General features: G+C 39.0%; 15 protein-coding genes. 12 read left to right on the forward strand and 3 right to left on the reverse strand.

The genetic code is table 11. The annotated features are described in order from the left end of the window. Window positions 1-5: 5 nt before the first annotated feature. Window positions 6-776, reverse strand: a complete 771-nt coding sequence (locus ACH784_RS08565; protein WP_404395044.1) for a class I SAM-dependent methyltransferase — start codon at window positions 774-776, stop codon at window positions 6-8. Window positions 777-1,054: 278 nt separating this feature from the next. Between ACH784_RS08565 and ACH784_RS08570 the strand changes: the two genes are divergently transcribed. The 7 genes from ACH784_RS08570 (at window position 1,055) to ACH784_RS08600 (ending at window position 12,040) form a co-directional block, all read left to right on the forward strand. Then, a complete protein-coding gene (locus tag ACH784_RS08570) occupies window positions 1,055-2,197 on the forward strand; it encodes an efflux RND transporter periplasmic adaptor subunit (protein ID WP_404395046.1) in 1,143 nt (380 codons plus the stop codon). 11 nt (window positions 2,198-2,208) lie between these two features. Then, a complete protein-coding gene (locus tag ACH784_RS08575; RefSeq protein ID WP_404395048.1) occupies window positions 2,209-5,520 on the forward strand; it encodes an efflux RND transporter permease subunit in 3,312 nt (1,103 codons plus the stop codon). Window positions 5,521-5,563: 43 nt separating this feature from the next. Further along, window positions 5,564-5,758, forward strand: a complete 195-nt coding sequence (locus tag ACH784_RS08580; protein WP_404395049.1) for a DUF1289 domain-containing protein — start codon at window positions 5,564-5,566, stop codon at window positions 5,756-5,758. Further along, window positions 5,755-6,135 carry an MAPEG family protein gene (locus ACH784_RS08585; RefSeq protein WP_404395051.1) on the forward strand — a complete coding sequence of 127 codons (381 nt, stop codon included), beginning with the start codon at window positions 5,755-5,757 and terminating at the stop codon, window positions 6,133-6,135. Before ACH784_RS08580 ends, ACH784_RS08585 begins: the two co-directional genes overlap by 4 nt. A gap of 186 nt (window positions 6,136-6,321) precedes the next feature. Next, window positions 6,322-7,698 (forward strand): TolC family protein, encoded by a 1,377-nt coding sequence (locus ACH784_RS08590; RefSeq protein ID WP_404395052.1) that lies wholly within the window; start codon window positions 6,322-6,324, stop codon window positions 7,696-7,698. After that, window positions 7,698-8,942 (forward strand): efflux RND transporter periplasmic adaptor subunit, encoded by a 1,245-nt coding sequence (locus tag ACH784_RS08595; protein ID WP_404395054.1) that lies wholly within the window; start codon window positions 7,698-7,700, stop codon window positions 8,940-8,942. The genes ACH784_RS08590 and ACH784_RS08595 overlap by 1 nt, the downstream gene beginning before the upstream one ends. Further along, on the forward strand, window positions 8,939-12,040 hold the full coding sequence (locus tag ACH784_RS08600) for an efflux RND transporter permease subunit (RefSeq protein ID WP_404395056.1): 3,102 nt from the start codon (window positions 8,939-8,941) through the stop codon (window positions 12,038-12,040). The genes ACH784_RS08595 and ACH784_RS08600 overlap by 4 nt, the downstream gene beginning before the upstream one ends. A 59-nt stretch (window positions 12,041-12,099) precedes the next feature. Here the strand turns inward: ACH784_RS08600 and ACH784_RS08605 are convergent, their stop codons facing one another. After that, window positions 12,100-12,516 (reverse strand): response regulator, encoded by a 417-nt coding sequence (locus tag ACH784_RS08605; protein ID WP_138478808.1) that lies wholly within the window; start codon window positions 12,514-12,516, stop codon window positions 12,100-12,102. A gap of 57 nt (window positions 12,517-12,573) precedes the next feature. Further along, entirely contained in the window at window positions 12,574-13,515 is a 942-nt protein-coding gene (locus ACH784_RS08610) for a glycosyltransferase family 2 protein (RefSeq protein WP_404395057.1), read from the reverse strand. Window positions 13,516-13,719: 204 nt separating this feature from the next. Between ACH784_RS08610 and ACH784_RS08615 the strand changes: the two genes are divergently transcribed. From ACH784_RS08615 to ACH784_RS08635, 5 genes are read left to right on the forward strand one after another with little or no spacing between them, the layout of a single operon-like run. Beyond that, entirely contained in the window at window positions 13,720-14,871 is a 1,152-nt protein-coding gene (locus ACH784_RS08615; protein WP_404395058.1) for a glycosyltransferase, read from the forward strand. Window positions 14,872-14,873: 2 nt separating this feature from the next. Next, window positions 14,874-16,259: a lipopolysaccharide biosynthesis protein gene (locus ACH784_RS08620; RefSeq protein WP_404395060.1), complete on the forward strand. Its 1,386-nt coding sequence runs from the start codon at window positions 14,874-14,876 to the stop codon at window positions 16,257-16,259. A gap of 4 nt (window positions 16,260-16,263) precedes the next feature. After that, a complete protein-coding gene (locus ACH784_RS08625; RefSeq protein ID WP_404395061.1) occupies window positions 16,264-17,631 on the forward strand; it encodes an O-antigen ligase family protein in 1,368 nt (455 codons plus the stop codon). Between the two features lie 3 nt (window positions 17,632-17,634). Further along, complete coding sequence (locus tag ACH784_RS08630; RefSeq protein ID WP_404395063.1) at window positions 17,635-18,333, forward strand: acyltransferase; 699 nt, start codon at window positions 17,635-17,637, stop codon at window positions 18,331-18,333. A gap of 9 nt (window positions 18,334-18,342) precedes the next feature. Continuing rightward, complete coding sequence (locus tag ACH784_RS08635; RefSeq protein ID WP_404395065.1) at window positions 18,343-19,506, forward strand: glycosyltransferase family 1 protein; 1,164 nt, start codon at window positions 18,343-18,345, stop codon at window positions 19,504-19,506. The last annotated feature ends 103 nt before the right edge of the window (window positions 19,507-19,609 follow it).

Here is a 19,609-nt window from a genome sequence, read left to right on the forward strand (position 1 = left end):
TATTCTTATTTTTTGATAGCCTGTATGGCATAAATTTTCGGGATCAACTTACCTTTATGGTGTTTTATAAACCCTTTACCGTCTATATGCTGCAAATTTTGCTCACAATCATAAGGGGAGTAAGGTGATTCAATATATTGCTTTATTTCAAGTCCAGCGTTAATTAGGGCTTGGATCACATCACTAACAGAGTGTGACCAAGTTACAATAGTAGATTCTTTACCATCGCAGTTTTCAGTATAAGTACCTTCTTTTTCTATATCAGCAGACGATTTTTCAAAATAATCATAGCCTGCTAGTAGATCATTCAATGGGTGAAACTCAACCAATACAAATTTACCACCAGTTTTTAATGCATTTGAAATGGTCTTTGCCCATTGACTCAAGTCAGGTAACCAACACAAGACGCCGTAAGATGTATAAACTACGTCAAATTGCTTGTCATTTTTTTCGCCAAATTGAACTATGTCATCACAAATAAAGTTGGCATCGAGGCGAAGCTCAGAGGAAAGCCGCTTTGCAGCATCAATTGCTTTAGTTGATAAATCAACACCGGTTGTTTTTGCTCCCAGTCGAGTAAGTGAAAGCGTGTCTTGGCCAAAGTGACATTGTAAGTGAAGTAAATCTAGAGATTCGACAGAACCAAGTAATTCTTTCTCAAGCGGGTTCAGGCTACATTTACCATTAATAAAAGATTTAACATCGTAGAATGAAGACTCAAGGTGAATATCCGTTCTTTTATCCCATGTTGCTTTGTTGATATTTAAATAGTCCATATCAGATACTTAACTTTTTGTTTTTAATATTCTAACACCTATATTTAAAAAGAATACAAACGAAAATTAGGTTGATTTTTTAACCATTCATTAGAATAATAAAGAGGCTTGATAATGAGTTATCAAATTAACCCACCAAAAAACCAATAATTTATTTCATTCTATACTTAGTACAAGTGTACAAATCACATATTTGCTACTTTTATTTATAGCGATGTAATGCTGCATAGCAGTACTGAGTTCAGTTGCCAAAACTGGTGTATTTACAAGGAACCCTAATGGCAAACTTATTTTTTAGAAAAAAACGACTGACTAAGTCGCTCTTGTTTTTATCGTTAATGTTTATCTCAAACGTCCATGCACAAGTGGTACGTTATAGCGAAGTACTAGAGAAAGAAGAGCAAGAGCAGATCCGAGTAGTCGGAACGCTAAAAGCTTACCAGACAGCTAATATTGCCATCAGTGAATCAGGTTTGGTTACACAAGTGTTGGTCAATGACGGCGATTACGTTAAAAAAGGTGATCAACTTCTAAAAATTGATGATAGACGCCTTAAAGCGCAAGTTGACCAATTGCGTGCAGAGCATGCTGCAGCTAAAGAAAACTTAAAAGCCGCCGAAGCCGAATTTGAACGAGCGCAAAGTGACTATCAAGCTTATTTAACTTCACAAAAAAATAATGCGGTATCTAAACAGCAGCTTGAAAGAAGCCGTGCAGATGCTAACTCTGCGAAAGCGAATATGTTAGCAGCGAAGCAGAACGTGGATGCAGTGAAGGCAAGCCTAACACTTGCAAACGTAAAGCTTTCTGACACACAGTTATTTGCGCCATTTAGTGGCCAAGTTGTAGCGCGTCACGCTGAACTAGGGCAATGGCTATCAGCAGGTGATACAGCATTTACAGTCACTTCTTTCGATAAACTAGAAGCATGGCTTGATGTACCTGAACGACTTTCTCACCTTAAGCATAGTGAGGCGTTATCAGTTCCATTGCAAAGTGCTAGTGCGTTAGCGACCTCAAATAAAGTGAAAGTCATCAATCAAATTGACTCTAGAGCGCGTACTTTTAAAGTCATTGCTGAAATTAGCCATCCTGGGTTTATGCCTGGTATGTCCGTCAGTGCTTGGCTTGCTACAAATGCAAAATCGTCAACATTGATGGTACCAAAAGATGCCTTAATCCAACGTGGTGGTAGTTATTTTGTTTATAAAGTGAATACTGACGGAGACAAGCAGTCTGCGCAATCAGTGCCTGTAAAAGTTAAGTTTCATAGTTCTGGTTGGGTTGCTATTGATAGTGCCGTGTTAGTAAATGGCGATAAAGTGGTGACAGAGGGGAATGAGCGGTTAATGCCAGGTCCTGTTGTGGCTGTACCAGACACGCAAGTCAGTTCACAGTCTGTTTCAGAAAATGTGAACTAAAAAGGATATTTATGAATGTAGTTAAAGCTGCGGTTAAACAACCAATTTCAGTTGTGGTTGCCGTTATTCTGTCAGTGCTTGCAGGCATATTGGCATTCACAAAAGTCCCTGTGCAAATGACCCCAACCGTCGACTCGGTTGTCGTTAGTGTGCGTACATTTTGGGAGAACGCTAGTCCAGAAGAAATTGAATCTGATGTTGTTATTGAACAAGAGAAAGTGCTTTCTGATGTCACGGGTTTAGTTTCGTTAACCAGTATTAGTCAAAACTCAGCGGCACAACTTAGATTAGAGTTTGAAACTGGCACTGACATTAATAAAGCGCAAGCTGAAGTGGTGCAAAAACTTAATGAAGTACCAGCATATCCAATGGGAGTCTCTCAGCCAACGGTTGAAGGCGTTGATCCCATGTCTGTTGATTACATTGCATGGGTAGGCTTGGCTGCAACCGATCCGAACTTTGACAATACGACATTATATGACTTTATGGAAAGACGATTAAGACCTCGTCTTGAAAACATCAAAGGCATATCTAAAGTCGGCATGATGGGCGCGCGTGAGCAGGAGCTTCAGATCAGAGTAGATCCAGTTAAACTGGCAAACTTCGGTGTGACTTACAGCCAACTTGTTGATGCCATACAACTGAGCAACACAAGCTACTCAGGAGGCAGACTTCCTGATGGTAAAAATGATATTCGTGTTAAAGCCCATGGTCGTTTCAGTGATGTGTCTGAAGTTAAAAACATTGTATTACGCAGAGATAACAATGGCCCTGTGTATATCAGCGATGTTGCTGAGGTTGTCATTGATTATAAAGATATGACTGATTGGGTGAGAGCCCGTGGCGTAAAAATGCCATTTTTTAATTTTCAGTTAACTCGCGGTGCGAACCTGCTCGAAGCCATGAATGCCTTAAAAGCAGAAATGGCTGAACTTAATAAACCGGGGGGGATGCTTGAGCAACATGCGAAAAAACTTGGCATAAACGGCACATTTGAACTAGTTCTGACATGGGATTCATCAACTTATGTAGAAAATGCCATTGACCTTGTACAAAGCAATATTGTCGTTGGAGGCATGTTAGCCGTATTCACTTTATTGTTATTTTTACGCTCACTCAGAACCATAGGCGTAATTGCCATTGCTATCCCAATTTCTGTTATTGCATCTGTTGTGGTTTTAGTTGCACTTGGCCGATCTATCAATATTGTCTCTTTGGCAGGTATGGCTTTCGCGGTAGGCATGGTGGTTGATAACGCCATCGTTGTAATTGAAAACATATTTAGACACCTTGAAATGGGTAAAAGACCTCTTAAAGCCAGTGTCGATGGGACCCAAGAAGTTGCTGGGGCGGTATTTGCCTCAACTATGACAACGCTCGTGGTGTTTATTCCTATTTTGACAATCAGCGATAGTGCCGGTCAGCTTTTCAGAGATATTTCGCTTGCCATAATGGCTGCGGTTTTTATCAGTTTTATTGTTTCAATCTTAGTTATTCCTGTCGCAGGGAGCTACTTTTTGAGAATGCGTACTGAGTCTAAGCAAGTAGAAATAAACTTTAAATGGTTTAAAGCGGTTGAGACAAAAGCGGCAAAACTCCCTGAAACAATTGGTGCAATATTTACTTATCTGACAGAAACAACAAAACGTAAATTAATTGTAATTTCAAGCTTTGCCGTTATCACACTTGCTGGTATCGCAATTTTAATTCCGCCATTAGATTACTTGCCTAAAGGTAACCGTAACTTTGCATTTGGCTTTATGGTACCACCACCTGGCTACAACTTAGATCAAATATCAGAAATTGGCGACCGAATCGAACAAAAGCTACGTCCTGCTTGGGAGCTAACGGAAGATAAATATCAAGCCGAGCAATATTTGAGACAAGGTGAACGCGCAACCGAAGCTGATAGACCTACTATTCAATTAATGGATGGCTCTATGATAGATGCGCCAAAAGTTGATCATTACTTCTTAGTGGCAATGGGTGGGCAAGTTTTGCACGGCCTTATTCCACAAGACCCTATCAAAACTGTCGATTCAGTTGATTTCCTTAACCAAACTTTGATGGGCGTAAACGCGCCGGATGTTATCGGTTTTGCTTTTCAGTTTCCTCTGTTCAGCACTGGTGGTACAACGGGGTCAGCCATTCAAATTGATTTGGTAGGAGATGACTTAGAGCAAATAACGCAAAGCGCGACAGCCTTGTTATTTAAATTGATTGGTACTTATGGTCCTTATGCAACCATTCCTGAGCCTGCTAATTTCATTTTACCGACCCCTGAGTTAAGTATTAAACCATTAGATGAGCGTTTGGCTGAACTAAATATGTCCCGAAGAGATCTGGGTTTAGCTGTACAAACAAATGGTGATGGTGTGATACTAATGAACAGCTTTGCCATAGGTGGAGAGCTAAAAGATCTCAAAGTGGTCACGCAAGCTCAACAATCAGATTATCCAATTGAATCTTTAATGCAATTACCCATTGCCACACCTGGTTCCGCTGTAATCGATCTTCAGTCTATTGCACTTGTAGAGCGAACTCAGACAGCAGACCAAATAAAACACGTTGCTAGACAAAGGGCGATTACTCTGCAATTTACACCACCAGCAGGTATGCCACTTGAACAAGCCATTAACTCGGTTAACGCTATGGTGAGCGAATTAAAAAGCCAAGGTGCGATGTCTCAGTATGTTGATGTAAATATGGCGGGCAGTGCGGGTAAACTAGCGGACCTAAAAAATGCATTGTTAGGTGACGGCAGCTTATTTGGTACTTTAAGTTCGAGCATGTTCTTAGCTATGTTTGTGGTTTATTTGGTAATGGTAATCCTGTTTCAAAACTGGAAGTATCCACTGGTTATTTTGGTTACAGTACCGCTGGCAACATTAGGCGGATTTATGGGCTTAAGTGCTGTGCATTGGGCAAGTGTATTTGATCGATACACACCAATTCAAAACCTTGATGTACTCACATTACTTGGCTTTGTAATTTTGGCAGGTGTGGTTGTAAACAATGCGATTCTAATTGTGCACCAAGCATTAAATAACCAAAAAGAGCGCGGAATGAACGGGCAGCTTGCAATACGTTCATCTGTTGAAAGCCGAGTAAGACCAATTATGATGTCAACGCTTACCTCTGTCGGTGGCATGTTACCACTAGTATTAATGCCAGGGGCAGGGAGTGAATTATATCGTGGGCTAGGGGCGGTCGTTGTTGGAGGACTTGTTGTCTCAACAATTTTTACTCTGATCCTGGTTCCTGTTTTGTTGAGCTTTTTAATGAAAGATGAAGTGAAACATACAGAAAACAATTTAGTTTAATTATTAAGGCTCCATACGGGGCCTTTTTTATAGGCTTTTAAACATGAGCAATGAAAAACCTTCAAACATAGAATCACCTTGTATCCGGCAATGCTGCTTGGATCAGAATGATGTTTGTGTTGGTTGCTTTAGAACCTTAGATGAAATTTTAAAGTGGAATTCATTGTCTGATAATGAAAAACAAGTAATTATGAATACTTGCGATGAAAGAAAACAACAAAAAAAGGAATCAAGATGATCACCCCAATTTACGTTGCCTTATTGGCGATATTATTTTTGTTCTTAAGTTTTAAAACGATCAAAGTCAGAAAAAGATTACAAATCGGTGTTGGTACAGGAGACAACCCAGAATTGCTAAGAGCCATGCGTGTGCATGCTAATTTTTCTGAATACGTGCCAATCACTTTGATATTAATTTTATCAGTTGAATTACTAAAAGGGCATTTTATTCTTGTGCATTGTCTTGGCACAGCGCTTTTAATTGGACGAGTACTTCATGCTTATGGTGTTTCTCAAATCAAAGAAAATTTAAAGTTTCGTGTATCAGGTATGTTACTCACATTCTCAACTATGCTGGTCTCGATTATTTCAATTTTATACCTTTCAATCTTTTAACAGAAAAGCGCATCGCGCTTTTCTCAAAATATTCTCTTCTATTTCTATAATCAAAGCATCAAAACTAAATTAGCGTTTATAACGTATTCAGCCTTAACAGTTCAATGTAAGTCTTTGTAAAGATGATTGTTGACAGATTTCTTCAAATATAGACTTTAAAATGGACATGAATTAATAGGTTCAAAGATGCAAAAGAAATGCCTTGTGTTGATAATATGTGCAGCTTTAGCTGGATGTAATTCGACATTCGAATCAAATAAATTACCTCAAGACAACGTGCCGAATAATTGGTTCGAATATGAGTCTGATGGAAAAGCCTCTGACAGCTGGCAAGAAATCAATAAAAATATGCACTTACACACGCTAATAGTGCAATCAATTTCCAATAATCGTTCAATTCGTAAAGCACGATTAGAATTAGACATTGCAAAGCAACAACTCATTATTGCAGATGCAAACTTTTTACCAAGTCTTTCATCTAGTTTCGATTACAGCAAAAGAAAACAAGCAAGCCAAGATAGTACATCATCAAGTTATGGTATCGGCTTTGATTTGAAGTATGAACTTGATGTTTGGGGAAAGCTCAGTGCCAATAGTCGTCAAGCTAATCTAAATTATCTATCAGCACTTGCAGGCTACGAACAACAGCTAATCAATTTAGTCACAAGCGTATCTAAATCTTGGTTCTCTTTGGTTGAATCAGAACAACAAATCAAATTGCAAAAAGAACGAGCAGAACTCACTAAACAAAGCGTTGATATTATAGAAAAGGGTTACAGACAAGGCTTAAACAGTGCGCTCGACGTGTACTTGGCAAGAACGGAACTAAATAACGAGCAAGCTAAATTATTTGAATTGCAAAACAGTAATAAGCGTTTACAACGTAACCTCAAAACTTTGTTGGCCGAATATCCTGATGCTAATGTAATTACTGATGCTGATTTTCCAGAATTGAGCTCACTTAATTCGCTTGGTCTGCCAAGCGAGGTGATCAAACAAAAGCCGGCTATTCAATCTGCTTGGTTCAAATTATTAGCCCAAGATGCAGCATTGGCTTATGCACACAAACAGCGCTTCCCAAGTTTTAATTTGTCTTTGAGTGTTGATTCATCGGATGAAAAGTTTTCTGATGTAATCCGATTCGATCAAATCGGTTGGAATTTCTTAGCTGGTATTACAGCGCCAATTTTTAATGCAGGGAGACTTGCTGCCAATGAAGAAAAACAAAGGCTAACCTTAAAGAGCCTTGAGCTGAGTTATTTAGAGGATGTTAATTCGACTTTTAAAGACATTGAAAACAGTTTGGCTAACGAGCAAACGCTTATTGCCAGACTTGAGAAATTAAAACACTCATCTGAAAACGCCAAACTTGCCGCGATATTATCTTTTGAGCAATACCAAAAAGGGCTCGTCAGTTATACCACAGTATTAGATGCGCAGAAGCGAAGTTTTGATGCGCAAAGTAATTTCATTTCTCTTAATAACCAATTATTACAAAATCGTTTTTCTCTTTACCAAGCAATTGGTGGTAAATACCTAATCGATTCTCAGGAAGTACAATAATGAATGATCGTAAAACAAATTTAAAAAAGGCTGTACTACCGATATTGGTGGTTGTTATTAGTGCCATGATCATACTGCTTATCGTTAATAATAAACCAAGTAATGAAAGAGGCCGCCCACAAGCAAGTGCAAAAATTTTGGTTGAAGGAAAAAAAATTGTAAGCCAAGACTTTCAAGTATCTATCGCCAGTTTTGGAGTTGTGAAACCACGAACTCAAAGTGTGCTTGTTGCTCAAGTCTCTGGGCAAGTCAGTTATATCAGTGACAGTTTCCGTGATGGCGGGTTTTTCGAAAAAGGTGAGTTGCTTGTAAAAATTGATCAAAGGGATTACCAAGCTGAAGTCGATATTGCCAAAGCTGCATTACTGAATGCAGAGCAATCATTACTAGAAGAGCAGGCCAGAAGTAAACAAGCTCTAGCTGATTGGCAAAGACTCGGTGATGGCTCAGAAGCAAACGATCTGGTTTTAAGAAAACCCCAACTAGCCGCTCAGCAAGCTAATGTGTTATCGGCCAAAGCAAAATTAGATAAAGCAAAACTCTCTCTCGAACGTACAAAAATCATTGCACCTTATGCAGGTCGAATTTTGTCGAAGAAAGTCGATGTTGGTCAGGTCGTCAATGGTAATACTCAACTTGCTGATATCTATGCGACAGATTATGTTGAGGTCCGTCTACCAATCAATAACCGAGATCTCGCTTATATAGATTTACCTGAGCAAAATCGATTTGGGCAAAGTAATGCTGTAGACACAGAAGTGCTATTTACTTCTAACTTAATTGGTCAGCAAAAGTGGCGCGGTAAGTTAGTAAGAACAGAAAGCGCCATAGATAATAATTCTCAGCAGCTCTATGTTGTTGCTCAAATCTTATCGCCATTCGATTCAACTAAAAATGCCATTAAAATCGGTCAGTACGTCAATGCGACAATCAAAGGTAAAACGATTAACAATGCTTTATTGATACCTAACGAAGCCATTTATCAAGGCACTTATGTTTATGTGCTACAAAAAGGTAATTTATTAAAACGCGTTAATATTGATTATGACTGGCAAAACGAATCTATCACTTTAGTGCAAAATGGCCTTAAGCTCGGAGATACCTTGATCACAACTCCGCTTGGTCAAGTTAGTTCAGGCACACCTGTTACTCTAATTGGTGACGACAAGGGTCATAATAAAGGTGAAAGAAAACGAGATAAAAGTAAAAAGGAACGTGATGCAGATAACGGAGAAAACACATGATAGCTTGGTTTACGCGAAATCATGTGGCGGCAAACCTTTTAATGATTGCAATTTTATTTGCAGGTTTGTTTTCACTCTCAAATAAGATTCCTTTAGAGATCTTTCCGTCATTTGAAACCGATCGCATCAGCATTTCAATGAGCTTACGTGGTGCAACCCCTGAAGATGTCGAGCAAGGCATTGCTATTCGTATTGAAGAGTCGGTTCAAGATTTAGAAGGGATCAAACGCATCACGTCTCGCTCCTCTGAGAACTCAGCGAGTGTGACCGTCGAAATTGAATCTGGCTACGACCCACGAGAAATGTTGGCAGACATAAAAAGCCGTGTAGATGCAATTAACACTTTTCCTGCTGATGCAGAAAAACCGATTGTATCGCTTGCCCAGCGCAGAAGAGATGTCATCAATGTCACGATTTCTTCTGATTACAGTGAGCTTGAAACCAGAGAATTTGCTGAGCAAGTCAGAGATGACATTTTACGTATTCCTGGTGTGACACAAGTTGAACTAGATGGGGTACGTAATTACGAAATTGCCATCGAAATCAGCCAAGATAAGCTTAGACAATACAATTTAACTATTGCTCAGATCTCTAATTTAATTGCCAGTTCAAGTACGGATATTTCGGCAGGTAATCTTAAATCATCAGGTGGTGACATATTACTTCGCTCTAAAGGACAAGCTTACAGAAAGAACGAATTTGAAAACATTGCAATCAAAACCAACAGTGATGGCTCAATAATTCGTTTAAAAGACATTGCAACTATCCTTGATGGCTTTGAAGAAACACCGGTTAGAACTCGTTTCGATGGCAAACAAGCTGCATTTATTGAGGTTTACCGCATTGGCGATCAAAGTGCCATTGATGTCGCTGATAAAGTTAAAAACTACATCAGTGATGCTCAGGAAAATCTTCCGGTTGGCTTTGAAATGAGTTATTGGGATGACGATTCGGTGATAGTAAAAAATCGAATTGCAACCTTAACGTCTAATGCCATCCAAGGGGGGATCTTAGTTCTTGCGCTTCTTACTTTATTTTTGCGTCCTTCAATTGCGTTTTGGGTATTCATTGGCATTCCTATTTCGTTTATGGGGGCGTTTATCGCGATGCCGATTTTTGGCATTAGCCTTAATATAATGAGCTTATTCGGTTTCATTCTTGTGCTCGGGATTGTCGTTGATGATGCCATTGTGACTGGAGAAAACGTCTATACCCACCTTAAAACTTCAGAAAGCGGCGAAATGGCAGCGATACGCGGTACACAAGAGGTGGCTACACCGGTTACATTTGGTGTATTGACCACAGTCGCAGCCTTCTTACCTTTGGCCTTCATAGAGGGAAATCGTGGAGCATTATTCGCACAAATACCTGTGGTTGTTATCCCTGTTTTATTAATGTCGCTTGTTGAGTCTAAATTCGTCTTACCTGCACACCTTAAATATTTAAAACTAAGAAATGAGAAACAAAGCGTCATTAAGTTCAGCTTATTCCAGCAAAGATTTGCCGACGGTTTTGAACAGTTTATTTTAAAGAACTACCAACCTGTGCTCAAAAAAGCATTGAAATATAAGTTAGCGACACTGGTAGGCTTTATTGGCGTGTTCTTTGTCATTCTGACACTTATTATGACTGGGTGGACTAAATTCATTTTCTTCCCTCGTATTCCGAGCGAGACAGTCAGAGCAAATTTAACTATGCCTGCTGGTACTCCATTTGATGTGACGGCAAAATATATCGATTTAATGGCTGATAAGGCTCAAGTTCTAAAAGACAAATATATAGATCCAGAAACAGGTGAAAGTATCGTCATCCATATACTAGCGACCACAGGAGGTAGAGGCGGCGCAAGTAATGTTGGTGGTGTACGCTTTGAAATTACGCCACCTGAGTCTAGAAATCTAGATATAGATTCAAGACAACTTGTTAGAGAGTGGCGTCAACTGATTGGTGTGATACCGGGAGCTGAATCTTTTACTTTCAGAGCCGAAATCGGCCGTTCTAGCGATCCGATTGATGTGCAATTAACAGGTGCCTCTTTAACTCAGTTAAAAGAGGCTGCTGAAAAGATCAAAACACATCTAGCTACTTATCCAACCATATTTGATATTTCAGATAGTCTTAGTGACGGTAAAGATGAATTAAGAGTTGAATTAACGGAGCAAGGCGAAGCTTTAGGCTTAACACGCACGGAAATCTCAAGGCAAATTAGAAGTGCTTTTTTTGGAGCGCAAGTGCAACGTATTCAGCGCGGAAGAGATGATGTCAGAGTCATGGTGCGTTTGCCGCTTGAAGAAAGAAGCAAGCTGACAACGCTAAATGAGTTACTTATAAAAGTACCTAATGGTGGAGTCGTACCGCTAAATCATGTTGCCGAGCTCATACCAGGACAGAGCCCTTCAACGATTTATCGTATTGATAGATACCGTACAGTAAATGTTGTGGCGGATGTTGAGAAGAACAACACAAATATGACGGTGTTACAGCAAGAACTAAAAGTCTATTTAGATAATCTTGTTGCACAGTATCCGGGGATTAATCACTCATTAGAAGGTGAAGCGAAAGAGCAAAGAGAATCTTTTGGTTCACTTGGCTGGGCGTTAATATTTGTATTCTTCATCATCTACGCGCTATTAGCTATTCCTTTTAAATCATACATACAGCCACTCATTGTGATGAGCGTTATCCCATTTGGCATGATAGGCGCGGTAATAGGTCACTGGATCATGGGCATGGATTTAACCATTATGAGCTTATTGGGTATGTTGGCGCTTATTGGTGTGGTAGTAAATGACTCATTGGTCTTGGTGGATTATATAAACAAGCAAAAGCAGCAGGGCAAATCTGTCGATACGGCGGTATTGCATGCGGGTGTTGCGCGTTTTAGACCTGTAATGTTAACCAGCATCACAACATTTTTTGGTTTGATGCCTTTGTTATTCGAGCAACAAACTCAAGCACAGTTTTTGATCCCTATGGCAGTATCACTCGGGTTTGGGATTGTATTTGCTACTTTGATCACTTTGGTGTTGGTACCAGTGAATTACATGCTTGTTGAAAGAGTTATGGGTAACAGTAGCAAACAAACTGCAACGACTTAAAATCTAGATAATTAGAAAGCAAAAGTAATAAGCCCCTTTTAATAGGGGCTTATTTTATATTACGCGATTTGCGCTCTGAGCTGGGCTTTTAACTGATTATTTTCAATTTCAAGTTGCTGAGCTTTAAGCGTTATCTTGAGGATGTTTTTTAACTCAAAGTTATCCCAAGGCTTTGTCAAAATGATACTTGCCACTTCATCTTCTATGGCTTTTTGACATGCATCCATATCCGAATAACCTGATAGTAAGACTCTGGCAATTTCTGGGTTCGTTCGTTTTATTTGAGTCAGTAACTCGATACCATCCATATTAGGCATTCTGATATCTGACAAAATAATATCGAATTCGTTGTCAGCTATAAGTTTGAGCGCTTCATGTGCTCCATTGGCCTTACTGATTTTATAATCTTTTCTTAGTACTCGACTAATGGCGTTTAGTACTTCAGGCTCATCATCTACTAGTAATATGTGTGCCATAATAACTCCTTAGTGTTCAGATACCTGAGTATCTATATAAATGCTAGAATAAAAAATCTAAACAGACAAACTTAGACTGTGCTTGCATAGCGCTTTTAAATCATGGGCGCATTGTTTTATGTGTCTCATGTGTGGGTATAGACGCCATGCTTTAAGTGAAAACTTCATTGAGTTTAAGTAGTTATGATTTTCACGATACATTTCACCATATGACTCTAATAACCAAGCCTGAGCATGCTCTTTGGCTTTTTCAGAGACTGTTTCGTGTTGCCCAATTCGGTTGATGATGTCTTCAATGGCATCTAAGCGTTTTTGTCTGTTAGAAGTGATTGAATTAGGTCTCATCAAGTAGCCCATGGTGTTGTCTGCGGTATATGCAATGTCGCTAATAAGGGCAATTCTCAACCAGCAATCCCAATCGCTGGCGCTTCTGAGGCTTGGGTCAAAACCACCTGCTTCTAAGATTGTAGATTTTCTAACTACAACGCAAGACGTACCGATGACATTAGTTGTAAGTAGAAAGTTGACTGCGTCATCTAAATTTACATAGTTGCCTTGGCTCTTATTTTTATATTTCGAAAACTCGGGCCAATAACCATAACAATCAATGATGTATTCATAATCCATAGTGAGATGGTCATAGTTTGTAAAAGATAACCCGCAATTAGGGTTGGCTTTTAAATAGTTAATTTGTTTCTCTAATTTATCTTTATACCAAAAGTCATCAGCGTCTAAAAAGGCGATGTATGGCGCGCTTGCAGGCTTAATCGCGCGATTTCTTGCTGCGATTACACCTTGATTAGCTTGTGTGATTAAACGGATCTGAGGATTTCTGACTTGTTGCTTTAAAAGCCAGTCTACAGAACCATCTGTTGAACCATCATCTACAATAATGATTTCGCAATTAACACCATTTTGCATCATTACAGAATCAATGGCTTTAGGTAAAAACTCTAAGCAATTGTAATTCGGAATTATCACACTGACATCTGGTTGCATAATCGTATCTCCAATTCATATTTGCATTAGATACGGCAAGCTTTGTTCCAGCCTTTAAAGTGCCTTTTTTAGTCGTATTTGTGATATTGCGTTGCAAAATGCAAAAAAATTGCAAAATCAAGATGGTTATTTGCAATTAGAGATACTTTTTAAGCGGCACAGAGATTGCGGTAGTTAACCATATCTTATGGTGGAGTTTTAAAAATGAAACATATCGCAATTATGGTCCCAAGCTTTCCCGTACCTTCTGAGACATTTGTAATTACAGAGATCAAAGCATTACAAAGAGCAGGTCATAAAGTATCTGTTATTACTTTTGAGCAATGTGACAACGACATTGAGTTGCCTTGTGATGTGCATGTTTTAAAAAAAACGCATCTAATAGACACAGTATTTAACCTCACTGAACTGCCTTTTGCTTTAATAGCTAAAGGCATTAAGGCATCAGTGAGACAAAGTGCAATTAGCACTACCTCATTATTATTCTTCGCGACTAAAGCAGCGCAAATAATAAAAGTAAACCAAATCGAGCATATTCATTGTCACTTTATGCATAACAGTTTGGCATATGGAGTGGTTGCAGCAAAACTTGCCAATATCAGTGTGTCATCAATTGGTCATGGTCATGATATCTATGTAAACAGTGCGGATTTAGAAGCAAAAGTACATGAATGTGACTTTTGCGTTGCGGTATGCGAAGACATGCTTAAATTGTTACATCGATTTTCTCCTTCCAAAGCAAAGTTGCTGCACTGTGGTGTAGATACTGAAATATTCCAACCCGACACACTACAAGCTAATAAAGAAGTTAAACTTCTTTTTGTTGGGCGGTTAGTAGAAAAAAAAGGGCTCAGTTATGCGATCAGTGCACTTGCTAACCTACCTGTTGAGATCAGACCAAAACTAGACATTGTGGGAGATGGGCCGCTTAGAAGTGCTTTAGAGTATCAAGTCGATGAAATGGGACTCAATGACTATATTCAGTTCTTAGGTGCAAAAAAACCACAAGATATTAGATGCATGGCAAAGCATTATGATGGATTCTTAGCGCCATTTTGTATTGCTGAAAACGGTGACAAAGATACGGGTCCAGTCGTTCTAAAAGAAGCCATGGCTATGTCTTTGCCTGTGATCACCTGTGATGTGATGGGGTGTGCTGAGATAGTCGATGATTCAGTGGGTTATCTTGTCGAAAGTCGTAACACACAAGCTTTAACACGCGCAATTAATCAATATGTGCATTTAAGTAAAGAACAGAGAGCTAAAATGCGTCTTGCAGCTAGAGCGCGTGTACTTGAAAAATTTGATGCATTTAAACAAGCCAAGCAACTTTCAAATTGGATACAGCAGGCTTAATCATGAATAAGACGACAAACATACTTTACTATGGGTTGGCAATTTTGAGCCTTAAAGGCATTAGCTTGGTTATGATGCCGATAATGACTCGCTATCTGAGTGTATCTGATTACGGCATGCTGAATTTCCTAGTCAGTATTGCCAGTATGTTGAGTATCGTTTTGTCTCTTGGTCTTAGTGAATTGTTATATAGATTCAATTCAATTAAAAATAATTCACAGCGCTTACGATTTTACAAATCATGCTTAAAAATTGCACTTTGTAGCGCTTGTTTCTGTTTCATATTAGCAATTTTCTTTGTTGATATCTTAGTAACACTACTACCAACTCAGGTGTCGAATGAGGCATTAAGACTGCTATTCATAAATCTAGGGGGCAGTGTGGTGTTGGCACTACCACTTGCAATATTGAGGATACACGGCAAAGCAAAAGCATTTATGTTTACCTCTGTATCACAAGGAGTGTTGCAAGCCATTTTGACATTGCTTTTACTAGAAGCAGGGTACGGTGTTGTTGGCGTGATGTTCTCTGGCGCTGCAGTTGTATGGTTTATTCTCTTTTTTCTAACTTGGAAATATAGAGCCTTTATCCCTGTAAACGAAAAGGGTGGAACAAACATAACGAATGAACATGGCCTTTATATTCTTTCTATTACTTTATCTTCTTTATTCGCTTATGGTTTAAATGGCGCGGAAAACTGGTTTTTAGTGTCGTTTCAGGGCAAAGAAACACTCGCTATGTATTTTGTTGCAACACAATTTGCGCTTGTAACTTCTATCGCATTCGAGCCATTCAGACTGTGGTGGTTTCCACAACGATTCAATACGTTTCAAAATAATGAGCAAAAAGCAGCTGATATCCCACTCTATGGTTTAGCGTATGCGCTACTCATAGTGATAACCATGATGACGCTAGGACCATTTATGATTGATTTACTGCTGCCTAACGAATATGCAGAATCTAAAAAAATACTACCTTGGTTATGCGTTGTTTTCTTTATTAAAACTATATCTGAATTACTCAATCTTGGTTGTTATTACAAAAACAATGCACAGGCAGCACCCATCATAAATGGGTTTTGTGCTGTGCTTGCCATTTTAGGCTGCTACTTGAGTTTAAAATATTATGATTTATTCATAATGCTCTATGTACTCATTGCAGTTCATACGATCCGTAGTTTGATGTTCTTAATCAGAAGTCAAATATTGGTAACCTTACCTTATAAATACAAATATTTGATTTGCATGATAAGCCTGTTAGTGGCGCAGACATTGCTAGTTTCCCATTATCAGTTGTATGCATTGATACTTTTTGCAAGTGCTTGCCTGATTGTTTTAAGTGTTGGCTTTATTCAACGTAAACAAGTCATGCATCTTCTAAGAGGGTAGCAATATGGATATAAACCAAAGTAAGAATCAAAAATTACAATATTGGTCTGCTGCCGCCATGTTGTGTATGTTGACGTATGTTTTGTACACCACGTTTGGGGTTATATCAGTTTTTGCCTTGCTGCTTTTGCCCTTTGCTCTTTACAGCACAATAAAAGCAAGTACAGCCTTTGTCATACTGTTTATCTTATTTAGTTATTTCAGACTCCACGAGGCATTTCCTGTTCTATATAACTTCAAAATTCCAAAAATGTTGGCTCTGGCTGCCATGCTTGGCATTGTCTGGCATTTATTCATTAGCTTGAAACTCAAACCTTTTTGGCATACTTGTCATGCCATGTTCACCATCTTCTTTTTCTGGATCACTGTTTGTGTATTTATGGCAACTAACCGCTCAGAGGCGATGTCGATGTACACAGGCACCTTATCAAAAGTATTCTTGATGGTGTTCGTTATTAGTTGGCTCATTAATACCGCAAAGCTTATGACTTATACCCGTATAGGTATAATGATCTCTGGCGCACTATTAGCCGGTGTCGCCATTTACAACAAACTTAATGGTATTGGTCTTATTGAAGGCACTCGGGTGACAATATCTCGAGAATATCGTTCACAGATCGGTGATCCAAACGACTTATCTTTAGTGTTACTTTTTCCTGTGGCATTTTTTGCTGGCGAAGTTTTCAACTCAAATAATAAACCTTTTTTCAGGTTCCTTGCATTACTAGGCATGTTGCTTATGTGCTGGGGAATAATCGCAACGCAAAGCCGTGGTGGCTTACTGGGTATATTAACCATTATGGGATTTTTTATTTCAAAAAGAATTAAAAATCCTATTGTGCTTGGTGGCATAGGCGCTGTAGCAGGGCTGTTCTTATTAGCGGTTGCAGGCATAAGTGATAGACAAAGTGGTGGTGCAGCCGAAGAAGGCGTTGATGCGTCAGCGATGGGGCGTATCTATGCATGGCAGGCTGCAATTAACATGGCATTATCTAACCCATTTACCGGGGTCGGGATCAGTAATTTCTACGTAAATTATTTTTTCTATAGTCCACATTGGGATGGCAAGAATCATGCAGTACACAGTACATGGTTTCAGGTTTTAGGTGAAATGGGGTTTGTAGGTCTAATACTTTTTGTGATGCTCATAGTATCCATATTTAAAAGTTTAAGACGGAGTAATTTGTACTGCAAAAGTAAGAACAAAGAATCGCTGCTTGTTAATGTTCATATTCTTCAAGCTGGACTATTTGGTTTTATGGTGTCAGGTACATTTTTAACACAAGCCTTCACTTGGCCTTTATACATAGTACTTTCGTTAACAATTGCACTAGAGCGTTTATTGACGAAAGAGGAAGATGACAAGGGGTAAGTTATGTATATTGCATTGAAAAATTGGGTTAAAACAGATAATTCTCAACTCGGTAAATTAGTTCGTAAACTTGTATTTGGTATTAGACATATCGAATTCCCAGTGATCCCTCTATTTCACAAAGGCCTTTATGCTATTCATCGCTTTATGCAAAACCTTTTGCATTCTGCAACGCAATTCTTTTATTTCACACCCATGTTTAAATCTCGAGTAAGTGGTAGCAAAAAAAGACTCTCATTATTTTGCGGTATGCCGCAAATTTTTGGACCACTAGAGATTTCTGTTGGTGACGATGTACGTATGTCTGGTATTACAACATTTTGCGGTCGTGCGGTATCTAAACAAACCCCAGAGCTCCGTATAGGTAACAATGTCGACATTGGGTGGCAAAATGCGATTTCGGTTGGCAGCAAAGTCATTATTGAAGACGATGTTCGTTTTGCAGGGAAGATTTTTCTCGCCGGATTTCCTGGTCACCCCGTTGATTGTGAGTTACGCGCACAAGGTTTACCAGACACCGACGACCAAGTAGGTGACATCATAGTTAAAAAAGGCGCATGGGTTGGTACAGGCTCAACCATCATCGCTGGTGTGACAATTGGTGAAGGTGCCATTATTGCTGCTAACTCTGTTGTCACTAAGGATGTACCACCATTCACACTAGCAGGTGGCAATCCCGCTAAAGTCATCAGAGCTTTATAGGAGGTTATCATGCGTTTTGTCGTTTTCGCTGAAGATTGGGGCAGTCACCCAAGCAGCACACAGCACCTTTTTACGCGGATTGCAAAAGAGCATGATGTCATTTGGTTTAATTCAATTGGTATGAGAAAGCCAAGATTAAATTTAAAAGACATGAATCGCATTGTTACAAAGCTTTCTTTGATGATAAAAGATAAGTTTATTCATGCAAGCAAAACACATGATAAAGCAAATCAAGTAGATACATCACATTCTCCCAAAGTGCAGAACCCATTGGTGTTGCCATGGCATGATAATACACTGTGTTCAGCATTTAACTCATTCAAAATAAATCAATTAATCGATACATCAAACGAAGAGCCAATAATTTATTGGTTAAGTGTCGCCACCGCCATCAATGCAATTAAGCTAAGACCGCAAGACAAGCTTATTTATTATTGTGGTGATGATTTTTCATCGCTTGCAGGCGTTGATCACCAAATGGTTGAAGCGTTTGAAAAAGGATTAATTGAAAAAGCTGATAGGATCTTTGTGATCAGTGATAAGTTGATGCGAAAGATGCCGGCACATAAAACACAACTACTTGAACATGGTGTCGATTTTAACTTGTTTAATCAGCCAAAGCCCAAAGCAAATGAATTATTAGGTAAGAATAATGTCATTGGCTTTTATGGTTCTATTTCAAGCTGGTTAGATATAGATTTACTCGAGTACTGCGCGAGACAAAGGCCTGAATACCAATTTGTATTGGTTGGTAAAGCTGAGGTAGATATTTCAAAATTACTTTGCCTGAATAATGTCACGCATCATCAAGCAATTGACCACAAAAAATTAGCTGGTTTTTCACAGCACTGGCAAGCTTCAATTTTGCCTTTTAAAGACAATGGTCAAATTCAGTCATGCGATCCATTAAAGCTGAAAGAGTATTTAGCTGCAGGAGTGCCGATTGTGGCAACCGATTTCCCTGCAGTAAGACGATTTCAAGACGCGGTTTTAATATCCAATTCTGCAGAAGGTTTTTTGAACCGACTTGATATTGCCGTTGCCATAAATCATTTCCCACAAATCGCTTGGAAATCTCATTCGAGTGATTTAGTTAAACGCCATAGCTGGGATCATAAAGCCCAATTTGTTCTATCAGAGTGCAAAAACTTTCATACCAACCCACTGAATTAAAGCGCATTAATTATTAGTGGGTTGGTATGCAGTCCTTAGTATCTTTCAAATATAAAATTCCATTCTATTTTTAAAGTTGGTTCTTTTCTTGCGACTGTTCATA

The sequence above is a fragment of the Pseudoalteromonas phenolica genome (genome assembly GCF_044788725.1).
Classification (GTDB): domain Bacteria; phylum Pseudomonadota; class Gammaproteobacteria; order Enterobacterales; family Alteromonadaceae; genus Pseudoalteromonas; species Pseudoalteromonas phenolica_C.

Excerpts from the sequence above, each read along its gene's own strand:
- ACH784_RS08565 (WP_404395044.1), bottom strand. The coding sequence starts at position 776 with ATGGACTATTTAAATATCAACAAAGCAACATGGGATAAAAGAACGGAT.
- ACH784_RS08570 (WP_404395046.1), top strand. The coding sequence starts at position 1,055 with ATGGCAAACTTATTTTTTAGAAAAAAACGACTGACTAAGTCGCTCTTG.
- ACH784_RS08575 (WP_404395048.1), top strand. The coding sequence starts at position 2,209 with ATGAATGTAGTTAAAGCTGCGGTTAAACAACCAATTTCAGTTGTGGTT.
- ACH784_RS08580 (WP_404395049.1), top strand. The coding sequence starts at position 5,564 with ATGAGCAATGAAAAACCTTCAAACATAGAATCACCTTGTATCCGGCAA.
- ACH784_RS08585 (WP_404395051.1), top strand. The coding sequence starts at position 5,755 with ATGATCACCCCAATTTACGTTGCCTTATTGGCGATATTATTTTTGTTC.
- ACH784_RS08590 (WP_404395052.1), top strand. The coding sequence starts at position 6,322 with ATGCAAAAGAAATGCCTTGTGTTGATAATATGTGCAGCTTTAGCTGGA.
- ACH784_RS08595 (WP_404395054.1), top strand. The coding sequence starts at position 7,698 with ATGAATGATCGTAAAACAAATTTAAAAAAGGCTGTACTACCGATATTG.
- ACH784_RS08600 (WP_404395056.1), top strand. The coding sequence starts at position 8,939 with ATGATAGCTTGGTTTACGCGAAATCATGTGGCGGCAAACCTTTTAATG.
- ACH784_RS08605 (WP_138478808.1), bottom strand. The coding sequence starts at position 12,516 with ATGGCACACATATTACTAGTAGATGATGAGCCTGAAGTACTAAACGCC.
- ACH784_RS08610 (WP_404395057.1), bottom strand. The coding sequence starts at position 13,515 with ATGCAACCAGATGTCAGTGTGATAATTCCGAATTACAATTGCTTAGAG.
- ACH784_RS08615 (WP_404395058.1), top strand. The coding sequence starts at position 13,720 with ATGAAACATATCGCAATTATGGTCCCAAGCTTTCCCGTACCTTCTGAG.
- ACH784_RS08620 (WP_404395060.1), top strand. The coding sequence starts at position 14,874 with ATGAATAAGACGACAAACATACTTTACTATGGGTTGGCAATTTTGAGC.
- ACH784_RS08625 (WP_404395061.1), top strand. The coding sequence starts at position 16,264 with ATGGATATAAACCAAAGTAAGAATCAAAAATTACAATATTGGTCTGCT.
- ACH784_RS08630 (WP_404395063.1), top strand. The coding sequence starts at position 17,635 with ATGTATATTGCATTGAAAAATTGGGTTAAAACAGATAATTCTCAACTC.
- ACH784_RS08635 (WP_404395065.1), top strand. The coding sequence starts at position 18,343 with ATGCGTTTTGTCGTTTTCGCTGAAGATTGGGGCAGTCACCCAAGCAGC.